This is a genomic window from Bradyrhizobium sp. Cp5.3 (assembly GCF_000426265.1).
Taxonomy (GTDB): domain Bacteria; phylum Pseudomonadota; class Alphaproteobacteria; order Rhizobiales; family Xanthobacteraceae; genus Bradyrhizobium; species Bradyrhizobium neotropicale.
In genome coordinates this window covers 206,283-229,893 of the sequence record NZ_AUFA01000009.1, presented here as the reverse complement: position 1 = coordinate 229,893, position 23,611 = coordinate 206,283, and the positions used below count along the sequence as shown (strand labels likewise).

Below are 23,611 nucleotides of genomic sequence, written 5' to 3'. Positions count from 1 at the left end.
GGCTTCGTCGTGTCGACATTCGAATGGGTCATCGCGCTGCTGCTCGGCGCCGTTGCATTATCGGCGGCCGCGCGGCGGATCAAGGTCCCCTACCCGACCTTTCTCGCCATCGGCGGCGCGCTGATCGCCTTCGTGCCGAACAGCCCGTCCTGGACACTGGAGCCTGACCTGGCTTTGGCGCTTTTTGTCGCACCGGTATTGCTGGATGCCGCCTACGACACCTCGCTGCGCGACCTCCGCAAAAACTGGGTTCCCGTCTCGACCCTGGTCGTCGCCGCAGTCGGCCTGACCACGGTCGGCGTGGCATATGTTGCGCACCGGCTGGTGCCGGACATGCCCTGGGCCGCCGCAATTGCGCTCGGCGCGATCGTGGCGCCGCCGGATGCCGCGGCCGCGGTCGCGATCCTGAGCCAGGTGAAGCTGCCCCACCGTATGGTGAAGGTGCTGGAGGGTGAAAGCCTGCTCAATGACGCGAGCGCGCTCCTGATCTATCGCATCGCGGTCGGCGCGGTCGCCATCGAGCATCTGAAGTGGAGCCAGGTCGCGCCGACGATTGCGCTGGGGCTGGTCGGCAGCGTCCTCGCCGGTCTCCTCGTGGCCCGCATCATCCCGTTGTTCCTGGAGCGCGTCACCGAGGCGCCGAGCGCGATCATCGTCCAGTTTGCCACCACCTTCTTGATCTGGATCACTGCCGAGCATCTCGGGCTGTCCGGCATCCTCACCATCGTGGTCTACGCCATCACGATCGCGCGCACGGCGCCGGCGCGGATACCGGCGCGGCTGCGGGTGCCGTCCTATGCGGTGTGGGAGACGATGGTGTTCGTGCTCAACGTGCTCGCCTTCATGCTGATCGGCATGCAGATGCGTCCGATCTGGTCGCGGCTCAATCAGGACGTGCGCTGGGAATATTGCGTGGCGGCGGCCTGGATCCTGCTCACGGTGATCCTGGTGCGGCTCGCCTGGGTGACGTTCTATCGCACGACGCTGCGCGTGCTGATCACGCATGGGCTGTATCATCCGAAGGATCCGAAGGCGGTCGCCTCGCCCAAGGGCGGCCTCATCATCTCCTGGTGCGGCATGCGCGGCCTCGTCACGCTCGCCACCGCCTTCGCGCTGCCGGAAAACTTTCCCCATCGCGACTTCATCGTCTTCATCGCCTTTGCGGTGGTGCTGGGCTCGCTGGTCGTGCAGGGCCTGACGCTGCGGCCGCTGATCCTGGCCTTCGGTCTGAAGGACGACGATCCCGTCGGCGTGGAGGTCGCGCGCGCCCGCGCGGTTGCCTATCGCGCCGCGCTCGATGCGATCGACGACGATCCCTCGGAGGAGGCGGAGATCCTGCGGCTCGAATACCGCGCGATCCTGATGCAGGCCGAGAACGATCCCGACGGCGGCATCGCCGACGGCCGCTTGCCCGCCGATCCGCTGCGCCTGCGCGCCATCGAGGCGGCGCGAAAATCGATCTTCGACCTCCGCGCCACCGAGGTGATCGGCGACGACGCGTTCCACCGGATCGAGGAGGAGCTCGATCGCGCGGAATTGAGCGCGGGGGGATGAATTCGCTCGATGGCGCCCCACAAAACACGGCGTCTTCCCGGCGAAGGCCGGGACGACATCGGAGAGCGAGGCGAGCGGTGAGCACGACATCGCAAATCCGTCATTGAACCAAACGCACTGCCCTCAGACTCATTTCTGATGACAACCCTGCTTGATGATCGTCGCGTCCGCGCGCGTGTTGCGTCGCCTGCGCGGTATTTTTACGTCCACATGGCCCTGGCCTGCGCGGCCACTGCCTTTCTCGGCTTCGCTCCGACCTATTGGCTGCCGCTCGCTCACCGGACCTTCACCGCAAGTCCGGTGATTCACTTCCACGGCCTCTTGTTCTTCACCTGGTCGCTCTATTTCGTGCTCCAGACCTGGCTCGCGGCCTCAGGCCGCGTCGTCAATCACCGCTCGCTCGGCATCGCCGGCGTCTCGCTTGCAACCGCGATGACGATTTTCGGCTTCCTCGCCTCCGTGCATGTGATGCAGCACGCGGCCGCGCTGGGCCAGCGAGAGGCCGGCATCGCCTTCTCGATCGTGCCGATGAGCGGTATCGCGTTCTTCGCCGTGGTCTTCGTGCTTGCGATCATGAACACGCGCAAACCCGAGATTCACAAGCGCCTGATGCTGCTCGCCGCGGTCTCGATCCTCGATGCCGCGATCGCGCGCTGGTTCCTCACCTTCCTTGCACCGCCCGGACCGCCCGGCCCGCCGCCGGTGCCGGTTACCATCGCGCCGGCGGTCGTCGCCTCGCTACTGCTCGTCGTCGCCATGGTGCGAGACTGGCGCACCGAGGGCCGCGTGCATCCGGTCTATATCTACGGCACGCTTGCGCTGCTGGCGGTGAAGATCTTGAACTGGCCGGTCAGCGAGACCGCTGCCTGGCACTGGTTTGCCGGCGGGATCCTGGCGCTGGCGCAATAGGCACCACAATCTCCGCCGTCGTCCCGGACAAGCGCAGCGACGCGGAGCGCCGATCCGGGACCCATCGCCACAGGATCGAGTTTGGCGAAGGCTCGTGGTTATCAGTCTCGCGCCACAACTGCTCCCTGGGGTTATGGCTCCGGGGCTGGCGTTACGCGCGCCCCGGGACGACGGCGGAAAATGCGGCGCCGTCTACGCCCCCGCCTTGCACGTGATCCCGCCGTCCACCACCAGCTCGATCCCCGTCACGTATTTCGACTCGTCCGAGGCCAGGAACAGCGCCGCATTCGCGACGTCCCAGGCGTCGCCCATGTGGCCCATCGGCACCTGGGCGTCGCGGGCGCGCCACATCGCTTCGACATCGCCCTTGGCGTAGCTCGACGCGAGGCCTGCGGAATGCGCGACCATCGGCGTCTTCATCAGACCGGGCAGGATCGCGTTGACGCGCACATGGTGGCGCGCGAACTCGATCGCGGTGGTGCGGGTCATCTGGTTCATCGCCGCCTTCGAGGTGCCGTAGGTGACGTAGGAGATGCCCATGTGGCGGATCGAGGCGATCGAGGAGATGTTGATGATCGTGCCGCCGCCCTGCTTCACCATCACGGGGATGACGTGCTTCATGGCGAAATAGGCGCTCTTGAGGTTGACGCTGAAGACGCGATCCCAGCTCTCCTCGGTCACCTCGACCACGCTGCCCATCTCGGCGATGCCGACATTGTTGTCGAGCACGTCGATACGGCCGTAAGCCTTCAGGCACGCCGCGACCATCGCCTCGATCTCGCTCGCGCGCGACACGTCAGCCGTGAACGCGGTCGCCTTGCCGCCCTCGTCCGCGATGATCTTCGCGGTCTCCTCCGCGGCCGCGCCGTTGCGGTCGACGCAAAACACCTGCGCGCCCTCGCGCGCAAAGGTCACGGCGGTCGCCTTGCCGTTGCCCCATCCCGGCCCGATCGAGCCGGCGCCAACCACCATCGCAACCTTGCCCTTGAGCCGATCCATCGTGGTCTCCCTTATTGCTGTTGTTGTTCGCAGATGCTCATCCTGGTGACGTTAGCACCGATCGGATGCCCGATGATCTCCGACAATGTCTGGCAGGCGCCATCATGGCACAACCGCCATTCGCCGGCGGCGCCGGAATTGCCGAGCACGACCTCCTGCATGGGTGCGCGTTTCGGCTGCCACTGAAACCAGCCGTCGACGAGCCGGGCTTGCGGCGGCGGCTCCATGCCGGCGCCCGTGCCCTTCACCCGTGCCTGCACCAGCTCGAGACCGGCCGGCGTGACGCGCCAGTCCTCCTGCCATTCGATCTTCTCGATCGAATGCGTCCAGGCAAGCGTGAAGGCGGTCAGCGCCAGCGCCTTCACGCCGCCCGCTGTGGCAAAGCAGAGGCTCACACCGCCTCGACCACTGCCGGCGGCCGCTGCCGCCACTGCCACAGCATGAGCGCCGCAGAGAGCACGAAGCCAGCAGTGTCGCTGAACGGGAAGTCACCGAGCAGGCAGAGCGCGGCGCCGAGCGCGGCCGCGCGTTCGACCAGCGTCAGCCGCGTGAACAGGAAGCCGATCGCCACCATTCCGAACAGGCCGATCGCGACCAGCGCCTTGAAGGTCGCCAGCGCCACCGCGCCGTAGAAGCCGAGTTGCGCGGCCAAGGGATCTCCGGCCTGCAGCATCAGGGCGGGCGAATAGACGAAGATGAAGGGGATGACGTAGCCGGCGAGCGCGATGCGCATCGCCTCCCAGCCGATCTTGTCCGGATTCTCCTTCGCGATCGGCGCCGCCGCAAGCGCGGCCAGCGCGACCGGCGGCGAGAGGTCGGCCATGATGCCGTAGTAGAACGCGAACATGTGGCTCGCGATCAGCGGCACGCCGAGCTTGGCGAGCGCGGGCGCGGCGAGCGCCGCGGTGATGATGTAGGTCGGGATCGTCGGGATGCCGGTGCCGAGCAGGATCGACAGCAGCATAGTCATGATCAGCGCCAGGAACAGGCTCTTCTCCCCGAGCCCGATCACCCAGCTGCCGAAGATGGTGCCGACGCCGGTCTGCGACATCATGCCGATGATGACGCCGACGATGGCGCAGGCCATGCCGACGGTGATGGCGGATTTCGCACTCTCGGCCAAAGCATCGCGGCAGGCGCGCAAGGCCGCAAGGCCGCCGCGCACGAACGCCGTGAGCACGATCAGCCCGACGACGACGCTCGCGACCGGCACGATCTGCAGGCCGTCACGCGACAGCGCGGCGACGACGAGCGCGAGCCCGATCCAGAAGATGTAGCGGATGACCATCGAGGGGGCGCCCGCTGTGATGCTGGCCCCGAGGATCAGCGTCACCGTGAGCGCGAGGCCCATGCTGCCGGCATAGAGCGGCGTAAAGCCTTCGAACAGCATGTAGACGAGAGCCGCGAGCGGCAGCACGAGATACCAGCGCGTCACCAGCGCCTTCCAGGCGCTCGGGATCTCCGAACGCTTCATGCCGACAAGGCCATATTTGCCGGCTTCCAGATGCACCATCCAGAACGCGGAAGCGAAATAGAGAATGGCTGGGATCGCAGCGGCTTTGACGATCTCGGAGTATTGGACGCCGAGCGTCTCCGCCATGATGAAGGCGACCGCGCCCATCACCGGCGGCATGATCTGTCCGCCCATCGACGCAGTGGCTTCGACGCCGGCCGCGAAGGCGCGGCGGTAGCCGAACTTGATCATCAGCGGGATCGTGAACTGGCCGACGGTGACGACGTTGGCGACACCGGAGCCGGAGATCGTGCCCATCATGCCCGAGGCGAACACCGCGACTTTCGCCGGACCGCCGCGGGTGCGGCCGAACAGGCCGAGCGAGACATCCGTAAAGAGCTGGATCATGCCGGCGCGCTCCAGGAACGAGCCGAACAGGATGAACAGGAAGATGTAGGTCGCCGAGACGTAGATCGGCACGCCGTAAAAGCCTTCGGTGCCGAACGACAGATGCGTGACGATCTGGTCGAAGTCATAGCCGCGATGGTTGAGCGGCGACGGCAAATATTGGCCAAAGAACCAATAGACCAGACACGCGCCGCACATCAGCGGCAGCGCCGCACCCATCAGGCGCCGCGTGCCCTCGAAGATCAGCACCGCGAGCAGCGTGCCGACGGCGAGATCGAGCCGCGTCGGATCGCCGTCGCGCGCTATCAGGTCGGCGTAGAAGATCCACTGGTAGAGCCCGCAGAGGAAGCCGGCGCCGCCGACAAGCCAGCCGAGCGCGCGACCGAAATCGCTCTTGGCGGTGAAGTTGGCGATCAGGCCGAAGGTGAGCAGGATGAGGAAGCCGACGTGGACGCCGCGCACCACCTGGCTCGGCAGGTAGTTGAAGGCGGCGACATAGAGCTGGAACGAGGCGAAAGCGATGCCGATCCAGTAGGCGAGATTGCCCCACCAGCCCGGGCCGAACCCTTCCGGAAAACCATGCTCGAAATTGTCGAATTCAACCTTGATGGGCGCTTCTGCGCCCTCTGCCTTTTCCAGCATCCAATTCGCCCCAGTCCCACCCTGCACATCTATAGCATTGGCACGATTCATCCGAGCCGTCATGCCCGGGACATCTGCGCGAAGACGCGCTTCGCGCTTTTGCCCCGGGCATGACGTTCAACGGAGAAAGCCGGCCTTACTTGATCAGGCCCTTTTCCTTGTAATAGCGGATCGCGCCGGGATGCAGCGGAACCGGGCTGCCGCTGGCGGCGGTCTCGAGCTTGATCTCCTTGCCGGCGGCATGCGCGTTGGCGAGCTCGGGGAGCGACTCGTAGATCAGCTTGGTCATCTGATAGGCGAGATCGTCCGACACCGCCGAGCTCGTCACGAGATAGTTGACCACGGCCGCGGTCGGCACGTCCTTGTCCTGGCCGGTATAGGTGTTGGCCGGAATGATCGCCGAGATGAAGGGCGGCCCGATCTTGTCGACGGTCTCCTTCGGCACCGCCACGACCGTGATCGGGCTCGAGGTCGAGAGATCCTTCAGCGAGGCAACACCGAGGCCGGCCGATTGCAGCGTGGCAGCGAGCTGCCGGTTCTTCATGAGGTCGACGGATTCGGCGAACGGCAGATATTCGACCTTGCCGAGATCCTTGTAGGTCATGCCGGCAGCGGCGAGGATCGCGCGCGAATTGAGCTCGGTTCCGGACTTCGGCGCGCCGACCGACAGGCTCTTGCCCTTGAGGTCCGCCAGCGTCTTGATGCCGGACTCGGCGGTCGCAACGATCTGGATGTAGTTCGGATAGATCGCCCCGATGGTGCGCAGCTTGTCGAGCTTGTTCTTGAAGCCGGCTTCCTCCTCGCCCTCCCAGGCCGCTTTCAGCGAGTCACCCAGCGTGAACGCCAGCTCGCCGCGGCCCTGCTGCAGCAGGATGAGGTTTTCGACCGACGCCTTGGTGGCCTGCACCTGCGTCTTCACGTTCGGAATCTTGTCGCCGTAGATCTTCCCGATCGCGACCCCGAGCGGATAGTAGACGCCGGAGGTGCCGCCGGTCAGGACGTTGATGAACGACTGCGCATGCGCGCGAGGTGCCGACGCCGCCAGAGCAAGAGCCGCGGCAACGCCGAAAAACTTCAATTTCATGATTTCTGAACTCCCCAAACGGCGGCGAAATTGGCCGGACGGGGGAAGCGGGTCAACCCATCCAAAAGGCAAAACAGGGCTGCGGGAAGCGGCTATTTTGGCTCGACCTTGGTGGAACCCGGCAGGTGCGGCGACGTGGCGCAGCTAGATCAAGCCAGCTCACGTGACGATCATTCACTCGCGCCACTGGCTCGGTGCGACGTCTCCCGCTTGCGGGAGAGGCAGAGACGCCGCGGCAAAGCCTCGGCGATGGCGAAGCGCCGGGTGAGGGCTCCCTCCGCTTGGGGATTGTCTCATTGCGGATGCACCCTCTCCCAACCCTCCCCCGCAAGCGCAGGGCAATCGCATATGAGAGAGAGTTTGGCAGGCAGCCTCCTTGCGGCCCATCCTTCGAGACGCCCGCTTTTGGCGGGCTCCTCAGGATGAGGTCTTTCTTAGACCCTCATGGTGAGGAGCGCCGCCTTACGGCGCGTCTCGAACCATGAAGGCCGAGCGCTTTCGCGCCACCAGGGCATATGCGCCCTGCCCGCAAGCGGGGGAGGGAGCGCACCGTCACTGGAAGGTCATATCCAGGCACTTGGAGATGTCGGAGCCGAGGCCGGAGGAGATGATGATGCAGCCGCGGACCTTCTGCGTGGTGACGTCGGCGGCCCAGACCGAATAGCCGCCGGGACCGAAGAACGAGTTGGTGTTCGGCGGCTCGGTCTCGGTCGCGTCGAAATCGTAATGTCCGTCGGTCTCGAAGATGCGCTGCTTTTTGGTGCAGCCGCCGTCGGTCTGCACGTTGATCACTTCCTTGTTGTCGCGGGTCAGCGCGAGCGAGACCTGGCAGCGGAAATATTCCGAGGTCTTGGTATTGAAGAGATACGTGTAGGACCTGCAGGTCGCGGTGTTGAGCTTGCCCGGGGCAAGGCCACGGCTGCAGGAAATCCTCTGGTTGTGGCTGAGCTGGAAATCGTCGGCCCAGGCGGCCGGCTCGGACGTCACCAGCGACAGCGCAGCGGCCGAACAAATTTTCATGACGTGACGCATTCGAATCACCCCCACCAATCTTTTTGTCGAGTTGCGTTCTAGACTGAAAGCGGAACATAGTCGCGCGGGGACGAAGGGAAAATCACAAACTGCTGGGCAAGACGTGATGCGCCGCGGTGCAGATCGCAGATTGACCCGAAAACGCCGTTCGTGATTTGTTCAAGCCTGCTAGCCCCGATTAAGGGGAGGATGGATGATGGCATTTTCAACGAAGACATTCGCAACGAAGACATTTGCAATCGCAGCGGTGCTCGGCGCATTCACAGCGCCGGCCTTCGCGCAGACCGCGGCGACGCCGTGGGAGCTGAAGCCCGACATGGGCTATGCCTATGACAAGGACGGCAAGACCTTTTCCTACAGGATGGGCACCAGCAATGCCGGCGAGCTCCTGAAGGGCGCCAAGAAGGTGCCGAAGGGCACGCTGTTCTTCATCGGCCACAACGGCCAGCTCTACATGCGCACCGGCCCGTATCTCGAGGGCGACGGCAAGTTCAAGTTCGGGCCGGATCAGTAGGGACGCCGGCGCCTATTCGGAGCAGTAGGGTGGGTTAGTCCTGCGGCTGCGCGAAGCGCAGTCCGCTCTCGGCGTAACCCACCACTTCAGCTTCCGCCGATGCAGACTTGGTGGGTTACGCTGCGCTAACCCACCCTACGGCAGCCCGCGATTGGCTAGAACGCCCCCGCCAGCTCCCGCGCGCCACCATTGCTGCTGTTGCTGTCCATCCGCGCATCCGTCACCGCGAGCAGCTTCGCCACGGTGTTGTGGCGGATCGCGACCGGATTGCGCTCGTAGCCGCCGCGCTGGAAGAAATTCGAGGTCGGCACCTGCTCGCGCATCGCCTGCGGCATGGTCACCATGTCGAGCCCGGTGCCATCGCCGGTGAGGTTCATCATCTCGAGCTCGGCGGCGGAGAGCGGGCGATTATAGCCCTTGGCGCGGGCGAACAGCACCGACGTCAGCAGCTTGTGAGTCTGCAGCATCGGGCCGACGTCGATGTCGAGCACCATCGCATGCATGGCCCAGCCCTGCGCGGTGTTGCCGATCTTCTCGTGCTCCGACCAGGTGTCGGGCACCGACTTCGCATGCGCCACCATGCGCTTCAGCACGGCGAGCTTGTACTCGAGCGACTTGCGCGCCGGCCCCGAGGTCTGCGTCACCTTCTCACCGAGCGCACGGATGAATTCGTGGCCCTGCTCGGCCAGCAGTTCGACGCTGTTGGTCGTCAGCAACTGGTTGTAGCCAATCGCGGTCGAGATCGCGCGCTTGCCGCCATGCTCGATTCCCGCCTGCACGTCGTAACTGCCGGTGCCGCCGGTCTCGAACGAATAGACCCGCACGGCCTGCTCGCGCGTAAGCCCTGAAGCGAGCGCGTAGCGCGCATAGACGCGCTTGAACTCGACCTCGGAGGTCGGACGCTGTGGCGTGAACTGATATTGCTCCTGCGCCGCGCGCAGGAGATCGGCGACCACGGGTATAGGCTTTCGGGCCGGGCGCTCCGGCGTTTCCTCCGGCTCCGGGTTCACCGGCCGCTTCGGCCCGTTATAGAGCGGCGGATGCTCCAGCACATAATCGTCGAGCGTGACCTGCTGCCCGCTGCGGCGCTTGGCGTTGCGGGTGCGCCGCTTCTCCGCGATCTGGCTCCAATAAGCGCCGGCCTCGGCATCAAAGGCGGCGCGCGCCTCCTGATACTCCTGCAGCTTGCGGCGATATTCGAGCACGGCAGACGACGCCCCGCCTTGCGCAAAAAACTGCGACAATAGCTGGGCTTTGGCATTGCTGACGGCGGGCGGCAGCGCGGCAGAATCCTGGGCGGGCGCCGCGGGCGCGAGCAGGACGAGCGCGAATGGAACCAGCCTCAGGACACGTCGAATCGGGATGTGATGCATGCGCCCTTGTAGCAAGCATCCGGTAACCGTCACGTTAACGCTGCGTTTACCATCGTCACTTCCAGGCGAATACCGGCTGTTCCAGATCGCTGACGCGGGTTTGGCGCCCCGCCAGCACCTCGCGGAACTGGTAGATCAGGGCCGCGGTCGGCGCGTGGATCAGGCTCTCATGATGATGGAAGCGGATCACACGGCGCGTGCTCTCGGGAATCGCGACGAAGTCGAAGGCAGCATCGCGCTCGATCGTGGCGAGCGCGATGCGATGCACGGAGGCGACCTCATCGGGGTTCGGCCTGATCGCGGCGCTGCCGGCGGCCCAGACCACGACCGGTGTGATCAGATAGCCGGAGCGGGTCGGATAGTCGTCGAGCTGGCCGAGCACCTCGCCAGCCCCGAGCTTGAGGTTCAGCTCCTCGTCGAGCTCGCGCAGCGCCGCCTCAACCGGCGTTTCGCCGGCATCGCAGCGTCCGCCTGGCAGCGCCCATTGCCCGCGATGCGCGCGCAGGTGTGATGCGCGCCTCGTGAGCAGGAAGGCGGTGTCGTCGCTGTCGCGCGCCGCGGTCAGCGCAACCACCACCGCCGCGCGCTTGAGCGATGCCGGGTCGGCATTCTCCGGCAGACGCGTGAAGGCTGCGCAGGCGGCCGCGATATTCCGCCTGGTGGCATCGTCGAACGGTCTCATGATGCTTGACTACACCAGGAGCGCGCTTGATGAAATGACGGCAGATGCCCACGCAAGAATGGACCAGCAGATGATCGACAAGACCGCCGCGAAGCTCAAATCGGACGGCTGGACCATCCTCGAGACCACGGGCTTCATGCACCTGATCGGCCCGCTCTGGGAGCGCAAGGTCGAAGGCCATTACGAATTCGCGCTGGCCACCGAGGACAAGCACCACAACCGCCGCGGCATGGTCCAGGGCGGCGTGATGATGACCTTCGCCGACCGCACCTGCGGCATGACCGCCCGCTACGTCTCGGGCAAGGAATTCATGGCGACGGTGCAGCTCGACACGCATTTCGTCGAGGCCGGCAAGATCGGCGACCTCCTGATCTCCCGCCCCCGCGTGGTCCGCTCGACGCGCAGCCTCATCTTCATGAACACCGAAGTCACGGTGGACAACCGCTGCATCGTGATGGCGAACGGTGTGTTCAAGATATTGAAAGGGCCGGAGTAGCGGACTGCGCAGTTAGGCTGCCACCGCTGCCCACCGAAAATCCCGCCGTCGTCCTGGCGAAAGCCAGGACGACAAAACTGAGAAATCGCGCATCAGGAAGTATTGCTGGATTGCTTCGCTGCGCTCGCAATGACGGAGCGGGACGGTTATGCTGGCGCCAACGCAAGCGTTGAGGAATAGCCCATGCAATACCGCCAGCTCGGCCGCAGTGGCCTGAAAGTGTCGCCGATCTGTCTCGGCACGATGATGTTCGGCGGGCCGACGGATGAAGCGGACTCGCGGCGGATCATCGCCAAAGCGCACGAGGCCGGCATCAACTTCATCGACACGGCGGATGCCTATTCGAACGGCGCATCCGAAGAGGTGGTGGGACGCGCGATCGCGAGCAACCGCGATGCCTGGGTGCTCGCCACAAAACTCGCCAACCCCATGGGCAAGGACCCCAATCGCGTCGGACTGTCGCGGCGCTGGGTGTTGCAGGCGGCCGATGAAAGCCTGAGGCGGCTCGGCACCGATCACATCGACATCTACTACCTGCACAAGGAAGACCATGCGACGCCGCTGGAGGAGACGGTGCGCGCGATGGGCGATTTGATCCGCGCCGGCAAGGTGCGCTATTTCGGCGTCTCGAACTACCGCGCCTGGCGTGTCGCCGAGATCTGCAACATCTGCGACCGGCTCGGCATCGACCGGCCCGCGGTGAGCCAGCCCTATTACAACGCGATGAACCGCATGCCGGAGGTCGAGCATTTCCCGGCCTGCGGCTATTACGGCCTCGGCATCGTGCCCTATAGCCCGCTGGCGCGCGGCGTGCTCACCGGCAAATACCGGCCCGACGCCGCACCGGACAAGGAGACGCGCGCGGGCCGCAATGACAGCCGTATGATGCAGACCGAATGGCGGCCGGAATCGCTCCAGCTCGCGCAGCAGATCAAGAACCACGCCGAGAAGAAAGGCATCACCGCCGGCCAGTTCGCGGTCGCCTGGGTGCTGAACTCCGCCTTCGTCAGCTCCGTCATCGCCGGCCCCCGCACCGAGGAGCAGTGGGACGACTATATCCGCGCGCTCGACTATCGCTTCACGGCCGAGGACGAGGCGCTGATCGACGCGCTGGTGACGTCCGGCCATCCATCAACGCCGGGCTACAACGATCCGGCCTATCCGATCGAAGGACGGCGCGCACGGACGGCGTGAAAGCGGGAGACGACGATGGCGCATGAGGATCGCTACGGGCTGCCGCTCTCGACCAACTCGGATGAAGCGGCATCCGCCTATCGCGAGGGCGTCGACCTCATGCTCGCCGGCTGGACCGGCGCGGCGGAGGCGCTGGAGCACGCGATCGCAGCCGACCCCGATTTCGCGCTGGCGCATATCGCGCGGGCGCGGCTCTACGCCTTCTATCAGCAGGGCGATCTCGCGCGGCGGGAGGCGGCGGCAGCGCGCGCGCTCGTAGCCAAGCGAGGGGCGGAGCGCGAGCGCTCGCATGTCGAGACCTTGGCGCTGTCAGTCGAGGGGCGGCCGCCCGAGGCGCTGGCGGCGACGTTGAAGCATATCGAGAGCTGGCCGCGCGATGCCGTCGTGCTGTCGCTGCCGCTCGGCGCGTTCGGCCTGTTCGCCTTCTCCGGCATGGCCGATCACGACCGCGCTCGGCAGGAGCTGTGCGAGCGCGTCGCAAGGCATTATGGCGAGGACTGGTGGTTCCTGACGCTGTACGGCTGGGCCATGACCGAGAACGGCGACGTCGCGCGCGGCCGCCCCGTCACCGAGCGCGGCTTCGCGTTGCGGCGGCAGAACGCCCATGCCGCGCACGCCGTGCTGCATGCGATGTTCGAGGACGGCTCGATCGACGAGGCCGATCGTCTCGTCGACGAGTGGATTCCGACTTACGACCGCGCCGGCATCTTGCACGGCCATATCCGCTGGCACCAGGCGCTCGGCGCGCTCGAGCATGGCGATGCGGCGCGCGCGCTTGCGATCTATGCCGACGTGCTGCAGCCGCAGGCGACGCGGGCGCCGCCGCTCAATGTGATCACCGACGGCGCCTCGCTGCTGTGGCGGCTCGCGGCTTACGGCCACAACGTGCCGCAGGTGCTCTGGGCCGAGGCCGACGCCGCCGCGCAAAAACTGTTCCCGAAATCGAGCATCCCGTTCGCCGACGTTCACATGGCGCTGTTCGCCGCGGCAACGCAAAGCCGCGAGGCGCTTGCCGCGCGGTTGGCCGTGATCGAGCAGCGGCTCGCCGACGGCAAGCTTCCCGCCGGTCCCGTGGTGCCCGCGATCTGCCGCGCGATGAAGGCCTTTGCGGACGAGGATTATGGGACCTGCGCGCAAACGCTCGCGCCTGTCATCGCCGAGGTCGTGCGCATCGGCGGCAGCCACGCCCAGCGCGAGCTGATCGAGGACACTTTCATCGTGGCGCTGATGCGCAGTGGCGACCTCCTCCGCGCCCGCGCTCTGCTCGACACCCGCCTGCACCGCCGCCCTTCCTTGCGCGATACGCGCTGGCAGACGGCGATGGCTTGAGGCAGGATGACGAAAACAGACCGGAGGACGCCATGACCGAGATCGTTACGCTGGAGGCGCTGGCCGCGCGCGTCGCATCGGGACAGACGCTGGCCGTTCCCGTCGATCGCTCCGGCGTCGCGATGGCCGCGACCGCCGCGCTGATCGAGGCCGGCGTCGACAACCTCCATCTGGTCTGCGTCCCCATCAGCGGCATGCAGGCCGATCTCCTGATCGGTGCCGGCGCAGTCGCCATGCTCGAGACCAGCGCCATCTCGCTCGGCGAAGCCGGTGGCGCGCCGCGCTTCGGCGCCGCCGTCCGGGCCGGCTCCCTGACCTTGCGCGATGCCACCTGCCCCGCGATTCACGCAGGTCTCATGGCGGCGCAGCACGGCGTGCCCTTCATGCCGATCGCCGGCATCATCGGTAGCGACCTGCTCGAGGTGCGCCCCGACTGGAAGGTGATCGACAGTCCGGTCGGCGAGGCGCGCAAGGTCGTCGTCGTGCCGGCGATCACGCCCGACGTCGCGCTGTTCCATGCACCCGAGGCCGACCGTGCCGGCAACGTCAGGATCGGCCGCCTCCGCGAGCTCGCGACCATGGCCTATGCCGCGCGAAAAACACTGGTCACCGTCGAGCGCATCGTCGACCGCAATCTGCTGGAAACGGAAGACTCCGCCGCGGGCGTCTTGCCCTCGCTCTATGTCGACAGCATCGCGGTCGCCGCGCGCGGCGCCTGGCCGGTCGCGCTGTGGGACGAATATCCGGCCGACGAGGCCGAGATCGCGCGCTACGCAGCGATGGCGCGCAGCGAGGAGGGTTTTCGGGCCTATCTCTCGACCTTCCTGGCGCATCGCAAGCAGGTGGCGTGACGCCATGTCATCCGAACGCGAGCGCCGCGAAATCCTCATCGCCACCATCGCCGATCTGCTCGACGGCATCCGTCACGTCGCGGTCGGCGCGTCGTCGCCGATCCCGGCGGCCGGCGCGATGCTGCTGCGCGCGCGCAACGAACGCGACGGCAAGCCGCCGGTGCGCATCTCGATCCTGGGATCGCAGGCGCACAACTTCTTCACCAATGGCGGGATCGAGCTGTTCGACTGCGCGGCGCAGGGCCGCGTCGACGCCTTCTTCCTCGGCGGCGGCCAGATCGACGGCGAGGGCAACATCAACCTGGTCGGCACCGGCGACTATCCGCGAACCGACGTGCGCTGGCCCGGCTCGTTCGGCTCGGCCTATCTCTATCACCTGATCCCGCGCGTGATCCTGTTTCGCGAGGAGCATTCGCCGCGCGTGTTCGTGCCCAAGGTCGATTTCGTCAGCGCGCGGGCGATCACGCCGGAGGTCCCGCGCCGCGGCGGCCCCTACGCGCTCCTGACCAACATGGCGCTGTTCGATTTCGACCGCGAGGCGGGCGGCTTTGCCCTGCGCTCGGTGCATCCGCCCTTCACCCCGGCCGACATCAGGGACAACACCGGCTTTTCCTATGCGGAGCCGGAGGTGGTTCGGGAGACGCCGCGGCCCGATCCCGCAACGCTGGCGCTGCTGCGCGGACGAATTCTCGATGACCTTGCCGAGACTTATCCGGCCTTCGCGCGAACGATGAAGCAGGCTGCGTGACCCCTGCCCGCCTCTGCCACGAAAAAAACATGGGCTTGGCGGCATGTGCCGGCTTGGGACGGGTTGGGCGATCTAGCGAATCGCCGACGGGTGGCGCGGTGGTATTGCAGTCTGGCATCGTAGAACGAACGGGATCGCAACCAATTCGGGGTTCGATGGTTGGTGGACGGAATCTGCCCGCTCCACTGGTCTCCGCCTCTCTGGTCTCTTGGCATGCGAGCCTGACGATGCGCCTCCGCCGACCGGTTCTCGCCGCGACCCTCGTGCCTGCTTTCCTGGCTTTCGCCAGTCCCTGTTTTGCCGAGTCTTCCACCCCGATTGCAGTCAACAATCCGCCGGCGCAGCAGAACGCTCTGATCGACCTCCTGGCGCTGATGTCGGGCAAGTGCAAGACGCTGAAGATCGCGGGCCGCACCTTCGCCTGCAAGACGGTGGCGTACGCCCATGGCGACAAGGGCCGGGTCAATTTCGCCGTCGCGATCGACGATCCCAGCGATGACAGCCATGTGGTGTCGTTCTCCGGCGAGAACGGCAAGCGCGCCGACGACAATTCCTACGAGCTGCCGATCGACCGCATGTTGCTCAACTCCAAGCACCGGCCCAAGGTCGACGGCCTGCCGGTGCCGGCCGAGCAGGCCTCCACGGGAATCTGCCGCCAGACCGGCAATTTCGCCGCCAAGAAAGTCTCCGACATCACCTGCTCGGCGACCGACAACGAGGGCCGCAAATACGAGCTGCTATTCGTCTCCGACGGCACGCCGGTGAGCGTGCGCCGGATCCGGCAGTCGTCGCCGTCGATCCAGGATCCGTTCAAGTAATATTCCGCGCCGTCGCCGGCTTCTTCGCATAGATCCGCTCGATCTCGGCTTTGAAGCGATGTTCGAGCGCGGGTCGCTTGTTCTTCAGGGTCGGCGTGAGAAGTCCGGCGGCGATGGTCCAGGGCTCGAGCGTCCACCACACCGCGCGCGGCGTCGCGTAGGATGGATAGGCCTTCACCGCAACAGCGATCCGCGCGAGCAGATCGGCGCGCTCGGCCGCTTCGCCCTGCTTGCCGCTCGTCGCAATCCGCGCGCGCTCCTGCTCCCAGGCCTCGGCGTTGAGCACGACCAGCGCGGTGAGGAACGGCCGCTGCTCGCCGATCACCATCGCCTGCTCGAACAGGGGATCGGCGAGGATCGCGGTCTCCAGATCCACCGGCGCGATCTTCTCGCCGGTGGAGGTGACCAGGATGTCCTTGATGCGGCCGGTGATGGTGATGCGCCCGTTGTCGATACGCGCCTGGTCGCCGGTGTGCAGCCAGCCATCGGCCTCCTTGAGGCGGCGCGTCTCCTCCGGCTTGTGCCAATAGCCGAGCATCACGCTCCGTCCGCGAACGAGCAGCTCATCACGCTCGCCGAGCCTGACCTCGATGCCGTCGAGCACGCGGCCGACCGAGCGCGGGTCGTTGTCCTCGACCGTGTTGACGCTGACCACCGGCGAGGTCTCGGTCATGCCGTAGCCCTGGAGGATGTCGAGCCCGAGCGACAGGAACAGGCGGATGACGGGCTCGGCGATCGGCGCGCCGCCGGAGACGGCGACCCGCAAGCGGCCGCCGAGCTGCGCCAGCACCTTGTCGACCACGAGCCGCTTCAGGAGCGGCCAGGCTAGGCGATCGAACAGCGAGAGCGAGGCGCGCCCCTGCCGCGCATCGAAACGCCGGCCGCCGACGGCAAGCGTGAGATCGAGCAGCGCGCGTTCGACGCCGCCGGCCGCAGCGCGATGCTGCATGATCAGCGCGTAGATGCGCTCATAGATCCGCGGCACCGAATTCAGCACCGTGGGGCGGACGCGCTTCAGATCCTCCGACAGCAGCGGCACCGAGCGCGCATAGGCGACGCAGGCGCCGGCCGCGATCGGATAGTAGTAGCCGCCGGTCCGCTCGAACGTATGCGAGAGCGGCAGGAAGGACAGGAAGACATCGTCCGGGTGAGCGGCAATGCGCCCGGCGATCGCCTTCACATTGGCGACGATGTTGTCGTGCGACAGCATCACCCCTTTCGGCCGCCCGGTCGTGCCTGACGTGTAGACGATGGCGGCGAGATCGTCCGGATTGACCGCGACGTCCGGCATCGGCGCGGCCGCGCCTGGTGCCGCATCGAGCCAGTGGTCGAGCGCGACGATGCGCGCCTCGCTTGCCGCAAGACCCGCCGCATCGGCACAGATGATGCGCCTGAGAGTGTCGAGCGGCTGGCCGGCGGCCACGATCGCCTGCCAGCGCGCCAGCGTATCCACGAACAGCAGAAGCGCGCCGGAATCGGCGAGGATGTAGGCGATGCTGTCTGGGTTGTCGACGGCGTGCATCGGCACCGGCACGAGGCCACGCGACAGCGCCGCCTGGTCCATCGCGATATGCGCAATCCCGTTCGGCATCAGGATCGCGACGCGTTCGCCTGCCGCCAAGCCTTCCGCCGCGAGCGCCCGCCGCCAGCGCTCGAGCTCCGCATCGATCTCCTGCCAGGACTGGCTGACCCAGCGCCTCGCGGCGTTGTCGAAATGCCGGTAGGCCTCCGCCGCCGGCGTCAGAGCGATCCGCCAGCGCAGGAGCTCTGGCAGCGTCCTCACCTCGGCGAGCGTGCGGGGCGCAGCCTGCGGTCGACTGATCGGCGGTTGACTGATGGGCTCCGGCATGGCGTCCTCCCGCAACGATCGATTCCCGGAAAGATTTACTGCCTTGAGGTTAGGTCGGCCAGCCAGTCCCACCTTGATCCTCAGCAAGGCGGCCATGTTTCGGAGCGGCCCATGACGCGTGACCGTCTGTTTCTGCTGCGCCCCGATTTCGAGGACCCGGCCTTTCCGGGCCGGCGCTTCTATTGCTGGCATTGCGCACTGATCGAGGGCGTGCTGGCCTCGTTTCCGGCGCTCGCCGGAAGGCTCGACGTCGAGCGCATCGCATGGCCGCGACCGCGGCAGGCCGTGATTGAGCTCGTCGGCGAAGAAAACCAGTCGCTGCCGCTCCTGGTGCTCGCGATTGGGGCGACGTCACCGCACCAGACCGGCCAGCATCGCGGCCGCGCCTTCATCGCCGACAAGGACGCGATCCTCGCCGCACTGTCCGAACGCCACGGCTTCCCCGATCCGCATCCGTGAGGGGGTGCCGCGTGCGCGGTGCCGTTCCCTCCCCCCCCTTGCGGGGAGGGAGCGCGGTGTGCGCGGTGGCTGCATCAACACGTCATTGCGAGCGCAGCGAAGCAATCCAGAGTCTTTCCGCGGGAGCAGTCTGGATTGCTTCGCTGCGCTCGCAATGACGGAGCATGAGGTCGCCACTCAGCTCACTCTCGCCATCCGGCGGCCCGTCTCGAAACGAGGGAAAAATCGGCCTTGTCTGCACCGGTGGCAACCTCGCATACTCCCCACCAAGACCCGGAAAGCCGCCCCATGATCCGCCTGCCCTCGCTCACCGCCCTCATCGTCGTCGACGTCCAGCGCGCGTTTGATGAATGGGAGGCTGCGGGGAAGCGGCGCAACAATCCGGATGCGGTGGCCCGGATCGCAGATCTGCTCAAGGCGTTCAGGGCGAGCGGCGCGCCGATCTTCCACATCCGCCACGAGGGCACGCGGCCGACATCGTCGTTTCTGCCGACAGGCTCCGGCTACAAGGTCAAGGACGAGGCGCGCGAAGCGCCGGGTGAGCCGGTGATCATCAAGCGCGTCAACAGCGCCTTCATCGGCACCGACCTCGAGGGCCGGCTGCGCGCAGCCGGCATCACCACGCTCGTCATTTGCGGCGCCACGACCAATCATTGCGTCGAGACCACGACGCGGATGGCAGGCAATCTCGGCTTCGACACCCACCTCGTGCGTGACGCGACATGGACGTTCGATCGGCTCGGGCCCGATGGCGATGCGCATTCGGCCGAGGCTATCCATGCGATGACGCTGTCGAACCTCAACGGCGAGTTTGCCCGCATCGTCACAACGGATGAAGTTATCGCGATGCTTGCCACGGCATGACACCGCGGCGATTGCGAGGCAGACACGGTGTCATGCGACAATAGATCGCGCGACACGCGATCATTCACACGCGTTGATCAAAACTGAGGTCTGCGTCGTTTCGACGCCGGAACGTCGCGGACGCACTTCTGTTATCACACGGTAATCTCAACTGGAGTGATGACATGAAGTATCTCCTTGTCGCGATGGCTGTCGGTGCTGCGGCACTTGCCGGCGGATCCGCGGCTCACGCGGCCAACAACGGAAAGGCGGCGCAGAACGCGCAAGGTAGCCCATCGACCGACATCAGCGCGCAACACCGGCATCACTGGCGCGGACACCGCCACCATCATCATAACTGGGGTCATCACGGCCACTATCGTCCATACTATCGCAGCTACGGCTATTATCCGCGGCATAGCTATTATGGCGCCGGGCCCTACGGCTATTACGGCGGTGGCGGTCCCGGCGTGACGTTCAGCTTCGGCTCCGGCGGCTATCGCTACTAGACGAAAGGCCCGCAAAGATGCGGGCCTTTTTCCTGGCGAACGCACTCGGCCTCATGGTTCTCTAGGCGATGCGAAAGCATCGTCCGGGAGACGCGCCGGAAGGCGGCGCTCCTCACCATGAGGGTCAAAGATCGTACCGCGAAACAAGACCTCATCCTGAGGAGCCCGCCAAAGGCGGGCGTCTCGAAGGATGGCCCGCTTTGAAGCTGCTTCCCAAGTTCCTCTCCAAATGCGACAGGCCTATCCGCGCAAAATCATCTTCGCCGTCTCAAGCCCGCTCGCCAGTGCCGCCTCGACCGTTCCCATGTCGCGGCCGCGATAGAGCGCTTCGCCGGAGAACAGGACAGGACCATCCGCGCACGCAAGGATCGATTGCGCCTCGCGCGTCTGCGGCGTCGCCCAGGAATAGGCGCCGCGCGCGAAGGGATCGTGCGCCCAGTTGGTCGCGGTCGCCGCCACAAGGCCGCGTTCGATATCCTTGCGTGGCAGGCCGAAGATGGCGGCGAGCGAATCCAGCCCGGCCGCGATCAGCGCCTGCGGATCGAGGCGGGACAATTCCGCCGTTCTCGGGCCGCCGAACCAGCCGGTGAGCACCGGACACTTCGAGGGACGTTGCGTCCACCACACCGGGATCGTCTCGTCCGACAGCAGGAAGGTGAGCTCGCTGAGATCCTCCTTCCAGTCGAGCCACCATGGCCGCTCGAAACGCAGCAAAATCTTGATCACGTTGCCGAAGCCGATATCGGCGGCGACTGCAGCCTTGTCGCGCGCAGCTTGCGGAAGCGCGATCTTTGCCAACAGCGGAAGCGGCACGGTGAGGATAACCCTGTCGCAGGCGTACGCCTCGCCGTCGGCGCAGCGAACGCTCACCGTGCCGCCAGTCTCCTCGATCGCCGAGACGACCGAGCCGAAGCGAATCGCAACGCCATGCCTGCGGCACTCGGCCGCGAGATGGGCGACGAGGCCGCCATAGCCGCCGACGATGCGCGCCAGCGGGCTGTGGCCGCCGTCCATCCATTCGTCGCGTAGCGCCAGCGTAGAGGCACGCTCGGGGTCGGCGGCGTCATAGCCCTCGACCATCAACGCAATGTCGTGGCGCAGTCGCTCGTATTCGCCTCCCGCAAAATGACGGCGCAGGAAGTCGGCGACGGAAAGATCGTCCTTCAGCTCCTTCAGCACGCCATGAAGCTTCGCCTCATGTGGATCCAGTTGCTCGCGCGAGAGCGTTTCGCCATCGAAAATCCATTGCGCGCCTTCGATCTCCTCGAGCGACAGATTCGCCTCGCGCACGAGGCCGCGCGTGACCGGCGCCTCGCCATGGACGAATTCGGCGCCGCCGTCGGCGGCGTAGCCGAACTCTGATGAGGGCAGCGGATGGATGCGCCCGCCACAGCGCTCGCGTGCCTCCAAAATCGTCACGCGCGTCCCTGCGCGCCCGAGCTCGCGCGCGGCCATCAGACCGGCCGCGCCGGCGCCGACGATGACAATGTGCTCTGATGATTTGCGCGACATGCCGGCGCTTTTACTTGCCCACGGCCTGCGGGTCATTCTGGATGAGATAGCGCAGCAGCAGGACGCCGCCGCCGAGCGGCCGCGTGCTCTCCAGCGTCATCGCGGTGACGGGCGCGCGCTCATCGCTCTCGGCTTCGCCTGAGTCGAACACGATCGGCGCGCCCCTCGCGCCATCCACCGCGGGACACAGGATCAAGTTGAGCTCGTCGATCAGCCCTGCGCGCAGGAACGCGCCATTGGCCGCGCCGCCGCCCTCGAGCAGCAGCCGCTTCACGCCGAGCTCGCGATTGAGAATTTCCAGTGTCAGCGCCAGGTCAATCTCCGACTTTCCGGCAAAGATGTAGGATACGCCTTCGCCGCGCAGGCCGGCGAGATGCGCATCCGACACACTCTCGGTCAGCACCACGACGATCGGATCGCCGCCGATGTCCGAGCGGCCCCAGCCGATCTTGCCGTGCGCGTCGAGCACGACGCCATAGGCGCTCGCATCGCGCCGCGCGAACCAGTTCTCGCGCGGAAACGTCTCGCTCGTCGTGGTGGGATACGGCCTGCCCTTGGCAAACTCCGAGCCGGTGACGCGCCCGATCAGCCAGGCATCGCCGCCGAGCTCGTCATGGATCCGCTCGAACCACTCCGCCCCCGCGCCCTTCGGCCGCCAGCGGCTGTGATGCGCGCGGCCGTCGACGCTCGTGGTCATCAGGCAGATGACATGCGGTTTCATGCAAAACTCCGGGATGCTCTCTCAGGCCGCCGGTCCGCCACCCTTGGCGCGATCACCCTTGGCGCGATCACCTTTGGCGCGATCGTTCACGATCACCGCCAGCGGATTGAGCTTCGGCGGCGCGACCAGCTTGAGCGTATTGGTGTCGCGGTGATTGAACGGCGCGCCTCTCACGAAAAGCTCGGTCTGAATCAGGTAGGTCCAGCTTCCATCATCGTTGAAAGTGATGTCACAACGATAACTGTCGGTGCGGAAGGCTTGTTCCAGGAAATCGGTCGAGCAGATCCCGTAAGCCGTCTCGCCGCGCTTCGCCGTAACCGAGATCTTCTTGTCATCCGGCTGAGCCTTGCCCGACGCAAGCAGCACCTGCCCGCGCGGAATGGCGAGCGTCTGCATGATCAGCCCGGTCGCGGGCTCCCACAGCCAATAGCCGACCTGGTCGTGGAAAGTGATGTCTTCCTCGGGCGTGTTGATGTGGATGTGATAGCGCAGCCCATAGAAGAGCTGCGGCCCGTTGGCCTGCGGATCGATCGGATCCATCCGGATGTGCTCGATGAAGGTCCGCCGCTCCGGCCCCTCGGCCTTCGGATTGATGTCGATGCCCTTGTCCGCCTGCCAGACCCCGGCGAGACGGCGGAGCGGTCCGAGATTGGCGAGGCCATCGGGGGAGACGTCGTCGGGCTCGGTGAAGATGTCGGCTGGGATGGGGAGCATGGGGCGGCCTCGCGGGGGGTGCGGGGAGTAGCAATAGCACAAGAGCAGGCTATGTGGATTCAAACGCGCCTCACAAACCGGGTGGGCACTGGCGATCCGTTCAGCGCAAGTCGCTCATCCAGGCCACGCCGGCATGCAGGCCTCGTCAGCTCTGGACGCGACGTTTACTACTTCAACGCCAGGCTGCTGCAATACGCCATGGTCTCACCGGATCGCCAACCGGTGATCCGTCCGGCTTCCTTGCACTCGTCGTAGGTCTTGTAGTTGCCGACGTTTCGGCAAGTGAACGAGTACACGCCACCCGAAGCGTTGCAACCGACCCAGGGCTTATTGCCCGTCTTGAAGCTCGATTGGCAACCGCCGACGCAACTGCCCGTTTCGCGTTCGAGCTTGGCAAGCTTCGCGGCATCCGACATTGGCGCCGCCGAAGCGGTCGAGATGGTTGGCGACGTGCGAGAGACGGTGCTGTGGGCTGCCATACGATGCGTCGGCCTGTAAGGCCTCGCCACTTGTTTCGGCGCGTCGACCGTGACGCCGGGAAGCTGGGTGTCGGCGGGTGTCGGTTGAGACATTGCCGTGCCGCCCAGGCCACACAGCAGCAGTGCGAGCGATGCGATTGCGACCGCTGGGCTCGCGAAGAAGAGCGACGAAAGCCTCATAGCCATGTCCTCCCAAATGCGGGGACGGCCAATGTCCATCCCGGAATGGAAAGTATCACGCTCCCATGAAAGTTGAGCTACCGCCTCTCACAACCAGACATGGCTGTCGGTCAGATTCGGAAGCTTGACGGCGGAATCAATTAGCCCGCTTCGGCCGAGCATCCAGACTTCAGCAAGCGATTTTCAGGAAAGCGCCATCAGGCTGGATGGTGCCCAGGGAGGGAAACATACGCAACCACCGACACGACGAACCGCTATT

Annotated in this window: 24 protein-coding genes; 12 read left to right on the top strand and 12 right to left on the bottom strand. The window is 65.8% G+C overall.

Annotation, left to right across the window (positions count from 1 at the left end):
* The first annotated feature begins 9 nt into the window (after window positions 1-9).
* Both K289_RS0115070 and K289_RS0115065 read left to right on the top strand, forming a co-directional pair.
* A complete protein-coding gene (locus tag K289_RS0115070) occupies window positions 10-1,554 on the top strand; it encodes a sodium:proton antiporter (protein ID WP_027552290.1) in 1,545 nt (514 codons plus the stop codon).
* Window positions 1,555-1,692: 138 nt separating this feature from the next.
* Complete coding sequence (locus K289_RS0115065) at window positions 1,693-2,463, top strand: hypothetical protein (protein ID WP_027552289.1); 771 nt, start codon at window positions 1,693-1,695, stop codon at window positions 2,461-2,463.
* Window positions 2,464-2,655: 192 nt separating this feature from the next.
* Here K289_RS0115065 and K289_RS0115060 read toward each other — a convergent pair whose 3' ends face one another.
* The 5 genes from K289_RS0115060 to K289_RS0115040 form a co-directional block, all read right to left on the bottom strand.
* Window positions 2,656-3,462 carry an SDR family NAD(P)-dependent oxidoreductase gene (locus K289_RS0115060; protein ID WP_027552288.1) on the bottom strand — a complete coding sequence of 269 codons (807 nt, stop codon included), beginning with the start codon at window positions 3,460-3,462 and terminating at the stop codon, window positions 2,656-2,658.
* 11 nt (window positions 3,463-3,473) lie between these two features.
* Entirely contained in the window at window positions 3,474-3,857 is a 384-nt protein-coding gene (locus tag K289_RS0115055) for a DUF1850 domain-containing protein (RefSeq protein WP_245283920.1), read from the bottom strand.
* Window positions 3,854-5,965, bottom strand: a complete 2,112-nt coding sequence (locus K289_RS0115050) for a TRAP transporter permease (RefSeq protein ID WP_027552286.1) — start codon at window positions 5,963-5,965, stop codon at window positions 3,854-3,856. The genes K289_RS0115055 and K289_RS0115050 overlap by 4 nt, the downstream gene beginning before the upstream one ends.
* A 136-nt stretch (window positions 5,966-6,101) precedes the next feature.
* Complete coding sequence (locus tag K289_RS0115045) at window positions 6,102-7,049, bottom strand: TAXI family TRAP transporter solute-binding subunit (RefSeq protein WP_027552285.1); 948 nt, start codon at window positions 7,047-7,049, stop codon at window positions 6,102-6,104.
* A 552-nt stretch (window positions 7,050-7,601) separates the two neighbouring features.
* Window positions 7,602-8,081, bottom strand: a complete 480-nt coding sequence (locus tag K289_RS0115040) for a hypothetical protein (protein ID WP_027552284.1) — start codon at window positions 8,079-8,081, stop codon at window positions 7,602-7,604.
* Window positions 8,082-8,274: 193 nt separating this feature from the next.
* On the opposite strand from K289_RS0115040, the gene K289_RS0115035 reads away from it, so the two are divergent.
* Window positions 8,275-8,595: a hypothetical protein gene (locus tag K289_RS0115035; RefSeq protein ID WP_027552283.1), complete on the top strand. Its 321-nt coding sequence runs from the start codon at window positions 8,275-8,277 to the stop codon at window positions 8,593-8,595.
* Window positions 8,596-8,750: 155 nt separating this feature from the next.
* Here K289_RS0115035 and K289_RS0115030 read toward each other — a convergent pair whose 3' ends face one another.
* Window positions 8,751-9,968: a hypothetical protein gene (locus tag K289_RS0115030; RefSeq protein ID WP_027552282.1), complete on the bottom strand. Its 1,218-nt coding sequence runs from the start codon at window positions 9,966-9,968 to the stop codon at window positions 8,751-8,753.
* Between the two features lie 55 nt (window positions 9,969-10,023).
* Complete coding sequence (locus tag K289_RS0115025) at window positions 10,024-10,650, bottom strand: CoA pyrophosphatase (RefSeq protein ID WP_035684759.1); 627 nt, start codon at window positions 10,648-10,650, stop codon at window positions 10,024-10,026.
* A 70-nt stretch (window positions 10,651-10,720) separates the two neighbouring features.
* Here K289_RS0115025 and K289_RS0115020 point away from each other — a divergent pair, with 70 nt between their 5' ends.
* The 6 genes from K289_RS0115020 (at window position 10,721) to K289_RS0114995 (ending at window position 16,086) form a co-directional block, all read left to right on the top strand.
* Window positions 10,721-11,146: a PaaI family thioesterase gene (locus tag K289_RS0115020; protein ID WP_027552280.1), complete on the top strand. Its 426-nt coding sequence runs from the start codon at window positions 10,721-10,723 to the stop codon at window positions 11,144-11,146.
* A gap of 183 nt (window positions 11,147-11,329) precedes the next feature.
* Window positions 11,330-12,340 (top strand): aldo/keto reductase, encoded by a 1,011-nt coding sequence (locus tag K289_RS0115015; RefSeq protein WP_027552279.1) that lies wholly within the window; start codon window positions 11,330-11,332, stop codon window positions 12,338-12,340.
* A gap of 15 nt (window positions 12,341-12,355) precedes the next feature.
* Entirely contained in the window at window positions 12,356-13,669 is a 1,314-nt protein-coding gene (locus K289_RS0115010; protein ID WP_027552278.1) for a tetratricopeptide repeat protein, read from the top strand.
* 32 nt (window positions 13,670-13,701) lie between these two features.
* Window positions 13,702-14,520, top strand: a complete 819-nt coding sequence (locus K289_RS0115005; RefSeq protein WP_027552277.1) for a CoA transferase subunit A — start codon at window positions 13,702-13,704, stop codon at window positions 14,518-14,520.
* Window positions 14,521-14,524: 4 nt separating this feature from the next.
* Window positions 14,525-15,268 (top strand): CoA transferase, encoded by a 744-nt coding sequence (locus K289_RS0115000; protein ID WP_027552276.1) that lies wholly within the window; start codon window positions 14,525-14,527, stop codon window positions 15,266-15,268.
* Window positions 15,269-15,495: 227 nt separating this feature from the next.
* Window positions 15,496-16,086, top strand: a complete 591-nt coding sequence (locus K289_RS0114995; RefSeq protein WP_027552275.1) for a hypothetical protein — start codon at window positions 15,496-15,498, stop codon at window positions 16,084-16,086.
* On the opposite strand, the gene K289_RS0114990 is transcribed toward K289_RS0114995, so the two are convergent.
* The gene (locus tag K289_RS0114990; protein ID WP_027552274.1) at window positions 16,079-17,935 is read right to left on the bottom strand and encodes a long-chain fatty acid--CoA ligase; all 1,857 of its coding nucleotides are present in this window, start codon (window positions 17,933-17,935) and stop codon (window positions 16,079-16,081) included. The two genes, K289_RS0114995 and K289_RS0114990, sit on opposite strands and share 8 nt — an antisense overlap.
* Before the next feature lie 111 nt (window positions 17,936-18,046).
* On the opposite strand from K289_RS0114990, the gene K289_RS0114985 reads away from it, so the two are divergent.
* The 3 genes from K289_RS0114985 (at window position 18,047) to K289_RS0114975 (ending at window position 19,746) form a co-directional block, all read left to right on the top strand.
* Entirely contained in the window at window positions 18,047-18,394 is a 348-nt protein-coding gene (locus K289_RS0114985; protein ID WP_027552273.1) for a DUF3088 domain-containing protein, read from the top strand.
* Window positions 18,395-18,682: 288 nt separating this feature from the next.
* Complete coding sequence (locus tag K289_RS0114980) at window positions 18,683-19,258, top strand: isochorismatase family protein (RefSeq protein ID WP_027552272.1); 576 nt, start codon at window positions 18,683-18,685, stop codon at window positions 19,256-19,258.
* 164 nt (window positions 19,259-19,422) lie between these two features.
* Window positions 19,423-19,746, top strand: coding sequence for a hypothetical protein (locus tag K289_RS0114975; protein WP_027552271.1), 324 nt, complete (start codon window positions 19,423-19,425; stop codon window positions 19,744-19,746).
* A 240-nt stretch (window positions 19,747-19,986) separates the two neighbouring features.
* Here K289_RS0114975 and K289_RS0114970 read toward each other — a convergent pair whose 3' ends face one another.
* The 4 genes from K289_RS0114970 to K289_RS0114955 all read right to left on the bottom strand — a co-directional run bounded on the left by K289_RS0114970 (window position 19,987) and on the right by K289_RS0114955 (window position 23,352).
* On the bottom strand, window positions 19,987-21,258 hold the full coding sequence (locus tag K289_RS0114970; RefSeq protein ID WP_027552270.1) for an NAD(P)/FAD-dependent oxidoreductase: 1,272 nt from the start codon (window positions 21,256-21,258) through the stop codon (window positions 19,987-19,989).
* A 10-nt stretch (window positions 21,259-21,268) separates the two neighbouring features.
* Entirely contained in the window at window positions 21,269-21,979 is a 711-nt protein-coding gene (locus K289_RS0114965) for a dihydrofolate reductase family protein (RefSeq protein ID WP_027552269.1), read from the bottom strand.
* A gap of 21 nt (window positions 21,980-22,000) precedes the next feature.
* Window positions 22,001-22,693 carry an FABP family protein gene (locus tag K289_RS44420; RefSeq protein ID WP_051310585.1) on the bottom strand — a complete coding sequence of 231 codons (693 nt, stop codon included), beginning with the start codon at window positions 22,691-22,693 and terminating at the stop codon, window positions 22,001-22,003.
* A gap of 167 nt (window positions 22,694-22,860) precedes the next feature.
* A complete protein-coding gene (locus tag K289_RS0114955) occupies window positions 22,861-23,352 on the bottom strand; it encodes a hypothetical protein (protein ID WP_035684758.1) in 492 nt (163 codons plus the stop codon).
* Between the last annotated feature and the right edge of the window lie 259 nt (window positions 23,353-23,611).

Bases quoted from the DNA above. Each gene is read 5' to 3' on its own strand.
- K289_RS0115065 (WP_027552289.1), top strand. From the start codon at position 1,693: ATGACAACCCTGCTTGATGATCGTCGCGTCCGCGCGCGTGTTGCGTCG.
- K289_RS0114970 (WP_027552270.1), bottom strand. From the start codon at position 21,258: ATGTCGCGCAAATCATCAGAGCACATTGTCATCGTCGGCGCCGGCGCG.
- K289_RS0115020 (WP_027552280.1), top strand. From the start codon at position 10,721: ATGATCGACAAGACCGCCGCGAAGCTCAAATCGGACGGCTGGACCATC.
- K289_RS0115035 (WP_027552283.1), top strand. From the start codon at position 8,275: ATGATGGCATTTTCAACGAAGACATTCGCAACGAAGACATTTGCAATC.
- K289_RS0114975 (WP_027552271.1), top strand. From the start codon at position 19,423: ATGAAGTATCTCCTTGTCGCGATGGCTGTCGGTGCTGCGGCACTTGCC.
- K289_RS44420 (WP_051310585.1), bottom strand. From the start codon at position 22,693: ATGCTCCCCATCCCAGCCGACATCTTCACCGAGCCCGACGACGTCTCC.
- K289_RS0115015 (WP_027552279.1), top strand. From the start codon at position 11,330: ATGCAATACCGCCAGCTCGGCCGCAGTGGCCTGAAAGTGTCGCCGATC.
- K289_RS0115050 (WP_027552286.1), bottom strand. From the start codon at position 5,965: ATGCTGGAAAAGGCAGAGGGCGCAGAAGCGCCCATCAAGGTTGAATTC.
- K289_RS0114995 (WP_027552275.1), top strand. From the start codon at position 15,496: ATGCGCCTCCGCCGACCGGTTCTCGCCGCGACCCTCGTGCCTGCTTTC.
- K289_RS0114980 (WP_027552272.1), top strand. From the start codon at position 18,683: ATGATCCGCCTGCCCTCGCTCACCGCCCTCATCGTCGTCGACGTCCAG.
- K289_RS0114985 (WP_027552273.1), top strand. From the start codon at position 18,047: ATGACGCGTGACCGTCTGTTTCTGCTGCGCCCCGATTTCGAGGACCCG.
- K289_RS0114955 (WP_035684758.1), bottom strand. From the start codon at position 23,352: ATGAGGCTTTCGTCGCTCTTCTTCGCGAGCCCAGCGGTCGCAATCGCA.
- K289_RS0115000 (WP_027552276.1), top strand. From the start codon at position 14,525: ATGTCATCCGAACGCGAGCGCCGCGAAATCCTCATCGCCACCATCGCC.
- K289_RS0114990 (WP_027552274.1), bottom strand. From the start codon at position 17,935: ATGCCGGAGCCCATCAGTCAACCGCCGATCAGTCGACCGCAGGCTGCG.
- K289_RS0115005 (WP_027552277.1), top strand. From the start codon at position 13,702: ATGACCGAGATCGTTACGCTGGAGGCGCTGGCCGCGCGCGTCGCATCG.
- K289_RS0115025 (WP_035684759.1), bottom strand. From the start codon at position 10,650: ATGAGACCGTTCGACGATGCCACCAGGCGGAATATCGCGGCCGCCTGC.
- K289_RS0115060 (WP_027552288.1), bottom strand. From the start codon at position 3,462: ATGGATCGGCTCAAGGGCAAGGTTGCGATGGTGGTTGGCGCCGGCTCG.
- K289_RS0114965 (WP_027552269.1), bottom strand. From the start codon at position 21,979: ATGAAACCGCATGTCATCTGCCTGATGACCACGAGCGTCGACGGCCGC.
- K289_RS0115010 (WP_027552278.1), top strand. From the start codon at position 12,356: ATGGCGCATGAGGATCGCTACGGGCTGCCGCTCTCGACCAACTCGGAT.
- K289_RS0115040 (WP_027552284.1), bottom strand. From the start codon at position 8,081: ATGCGTCACGTCATGAAAATTTGTTCGGCCGCTGCGCTGTCGCTGGTG.
- K289_RS0115045 (WP_027552285.1), bottom strand. From the start codon at position 7,049: ATGAAATTGAAGTTTTTCGGCGTTGCCGCGGCTCTTGCTCTGGCGGCG.
- K289_RS0115030 (WP_027552282.1), bottom strand. From the start codon at position 9,968: ATGCATCACATCCCGATTCGACGTGTCCTGAGGCTGGTTCCATTCGCG.